The sequence below is a fragment of the Pseudidiomarina sp. CB1 genome, assembly GCF_024752025.1.
In the GTDB taxonomy this organism is placed as follows: domain Bacteria; phylum Pseudomonadota; class Gammaproteobacteria; order Enterobacterales; family Alteromonadaceae; genus Pseudidiomarina.
This window is the reverse complement of record NZ_JANTPU010000005.1, coordinates 1-3,531: the sequence shown is the minus strand read 5'-3', so window position 1 is coordinate 3,531 and position 3,531 is coordinate 1. Positions and strand designations below refer to the sequence as shown.

The window sequence follows — 3,531 nt, the reverse complement described above, 5'->3', positions numbered from 1 at the left end:
ATGGGGCCATAGCTCAGCTGGGAGAGCGCCTGCCTTGCACGCAGGAGGTCAGCGGTTCGATCCCGCTTGGCTCCACCATTTCTTCCGAAGTTAGCGTTAAGCGCTGTAGCCCGTAGTTTTACTACGGGTCTAGCTATCTCCCGCAGTAGAGCTGCGGGCACGAAAGCGACGACAGGGTTTACCGGTAACTTTGCGTTACACGCTCTTTAAAAATAAGGACAAGCTGATTGTAATAAAGTAATGAAATGCCACTCTACTTGAATCAACCATTTTGGTAGAGGCGTATCGAACTTGTGTACAGCATCGAGAACAGCCCATATAAACCGAGAGACACTTTCGGGTTGTATGGTTAAGTGACGAAGCGTAGACGGTGGATGCCTAGGCAGTTGGAGGCGATGAAGGACGTACTAACTTGCGATAAGCCATGATGAGGCAGTAAGAGCCGCTTGAGTCATGGATTTCCGAATGGGGCAACCCAGTGTGCTTGCACACTATCCTTAAGTGAATACATAGCTTAAGGAAGCGAACCCGGAGAACTGAAACATCTAAGTACCCGGAGGAAAAGAAATCAACCGAGATTTCCCTAGTAGCGGCGAGCGAACGGGAAGTAGCCCTTAAGCAGTCATAGTTTTAGTGGAATGAGTTGGAAAGCTCAACGATACAGGGTGATAGTCCCGTACACGACGAGGCAATGATTGTGAAAACGAGTAGGTCGGGACACGTGTTATCTTGACTGAATATGGGGGGACCATCCTCCAAGGCTAAATACTCCCAACTGACCGATAGTGAACCAGTACCGTGAGGGAAAGGCGAAAAGAACCCCGGCGAGGGGAGTGAAATAGAACCTGAAACCGTCTACGTACAAGCAGTAGGAGCCTTCTTCGGAGGGTGACTGCGTACCTTTTGTATAATGGGTCAGCGACTTATATTTTGTAGCAAGGTTAACCGTATAGGGGAGCCGTAGGGAAACCGAGTCTTAACTGGGCGCTTAGTTGCAAGGTATAGACCCGAAACCGGGCGATCTAGCCATGGGCAGGTTGAAGATTGAGTAACATCAATTGGAGGACCGAACTCACTAATGTTGAAAAATTAGGAGATGACCTGTGGCTCGGAGTGAAAGGCTAATCAAGCCCGGAGATAGCTGGTTCTCCCCGAAAGCTATTTAGGTAGCGCCTCGGACGAATACCACTGGGGGTAGAGCACTGTTTGGGCTAGGGGGTCATCCCGACTTACCAACCCCATGCAAACTCCGAATACCAGTGAGTACTATCCGGGAGACACACGGCGGGTGCTAACGTCCGTCGTGGAGAGGGAAACAACCCAGACCGCCAGCTAAGGTCCCAAAGTCATGGCTAAGTGGGAAACGATGTGGGAAGGCTCAGACAGCTAGGAGGTTGGCTTAGAAGCAGCCATCCTTTAAAGAAAGCGTAATAGCTCACTAGTCGAGTCGGCCTGCGCGGAAGATGTAACGGGGCTAAGCCATGCACCGAAGCTGCGGCAGCATACTTGTATGCTGGGTAGGGGAGCGTTCTGTAAGCCGTTGAAGGTGTGTTGAGAAGCATGCTGGAGGTATCAGAAGTGCGAATGCTGACATGAGTAACGATAATGGGGGTGAAAAACCCCCACGCCGGAAGACCAAGGTTTCCTATCCCATGCTAATCAGGGTAGGGTAAGTCGGCCCCTAAGGCGAGGCCGAGAGGCGTAGTCGATGGGAATCAGGTTAATATTCCTGAACCGACATGTACTGCGATGGGGGGACGGAGAAGGCTAGGCAAGCCGGGTGTTGGTTATCCCGGTGAAAGTATGTAGGTTGGCGGTTTAGGTAAATCCGGACTGCTAAGACTGAGATACGAGACGACGCTCTACGGAGCGGAAGTTGTTGATGCCCTGCTTCCAGGAAAAGCCTCTAAGCTTCAGGTACATGTTGACCGTACCCGAAACCGACACAGGTGGTCAGGTAGAGAATACTAAGGCGCTTGAGAGAACTCGGGTGAAGGAACTAGGCAAAATAGTACCGTAACTTCGGGAGAAGGTACGCCAGAGCTAGTGAACCCCTTGCGGGGGGAGCTGGAGCTGGCCGCAGTGACCAGGTGGCTGGGACTGTTTATTAAAAACACAGCACTGTGCTAACACGAAAGTGGACGTATACGGTGTGACACCTGCCCGGTGCCGGAAGGTTAATTGATGGGGTTAGCGTAAGCGAAGCTCTTGATCGAAGCCCCGGTAAACGGCGGCCGTAACTATAACGGTCCTAAGGTAGCGAAATTCCTTGTCGGGTAAGTTCCGACCTGCACGAATGGTGTAACCATGGCCACGCTGTCTCCACCCGAGACTCAGTGAAATTGAAATCGCCGTGAAGATGCGGTGTACCCGCGGCTAGACGGAAAGACCCCGTGAACCTTTACTACAGCTTGGCACTGAACATTGAACCTCCATGTGTAGGATAGGTGGGAGGCTTAGAAGCATTGGCGCTAGTTGATGTGGAGCCATCCTTGAAATACCACCCTTGTATGTTTGATGTTCTAACGTTGGTCCCTTATCGGGATTGCGGACAGTGCCTGGTGGGTAGTTTGACTGGGGCGGTCTCCTCCCAAAGCGTAACGGAGGAGCACGAAGGTTGGCTAAGTACGGTCGGACATCGTACGGTTAGTGTAATGGCACAAGCCAGCTTAACTGCGAGACAGACACGTCGAGCAGGTGCGAAAGCAGGTCATAGTGATCCGGTGGTTCTGAATGGAAGGGCCATCGCTCAACGGATAAAAGGTACTCCGGGGATAACAGGCTGATACCGCCCAAGAGTTCATATCGACGGCGGTGTTTGGCACCTCGATGTCGGCTCATCACATCCTGGGGCTGTAGTCGGTCCCAAGGGTATGGCTGTTCGCCATTTAAAGTGGTACGCGAGCTGGGTTTAGAACGTCGTGAGACAGTTCGGTCCCTATCTGCCGTGGGCGTTTGAGAGTTGAGAGGGGTTGCTCCTAGTACGAGAGGACCGGAGTGAACGAACCTCTGGTGTTCGGGTTGTCACGCCAGTGGCACTGCCCGGTAGCTATGTTCGGAATCGATAACCGCTGAAAGCATCTAAGCGGGAAGCGAGCCTCAAGATAAGCTCTCACTAGCACGTAAGTGCTCTGAAGGGTTGTTGAAGACGACGACGTTGATAGGCGGGGTGTGGAAGCGTAGTAATGCGTTGAGCTAACCCGTACTAATTGCCCGTGAGGCTTAACCATACAACACCGAAGGTGTTTAGGGTTGTGAAGAGGTAGCCCGTAGTTCTACTACGGGGACAAGTTCGAACCTTTACCAAATGTTAGCGTTACCCCGTACTAGAAGTACGGGCTACGACGAAGCAAGCAGGGTGGCTCCATGCTTGTTACAATCAGCTTAGACCTTATTTTTGACAAGTTTATGCCTGGCGGCCATAGCGAAGTGGAACCACCTGATCCATTCCGAACTCAGTAGTGAAACGCTTCAGCGCCGATGGTAGTGTGGGGCTTCCCCATGTGAGAGTAGGACACCGCCAGGCTTTAA

Annotated in this window: 1 tRNA gene and 2 rRNA genes; all 3 read left to right on the top strand. The window is 52.1% G+C overall.

Going from position 1 to position 3,531, the window contains the following annotated elements:
* Positions 1-2: 2 nt before the first annotated feature.
* A tRNA-Ala gene (locus NV375_RS12595) sits at positions 3-78 on the top strand.
* Positions 79-347: 269 nt separating this feature from the next.
* Positions 348-3,230 (top strand): 23S ribosomal RNA (locus tag NV375_RS12590).
* A gap of 181 nt (positions 3,231-3,411) precedes the next feature.
* Positions 3,412-3,526, top strand: a 5S ribosomal RNA gene (rrf, locus tag NV375_RS12585).
* The last annotated feature ends 5 nt before the right edge of the window (positions 3,527-3,531 follow it).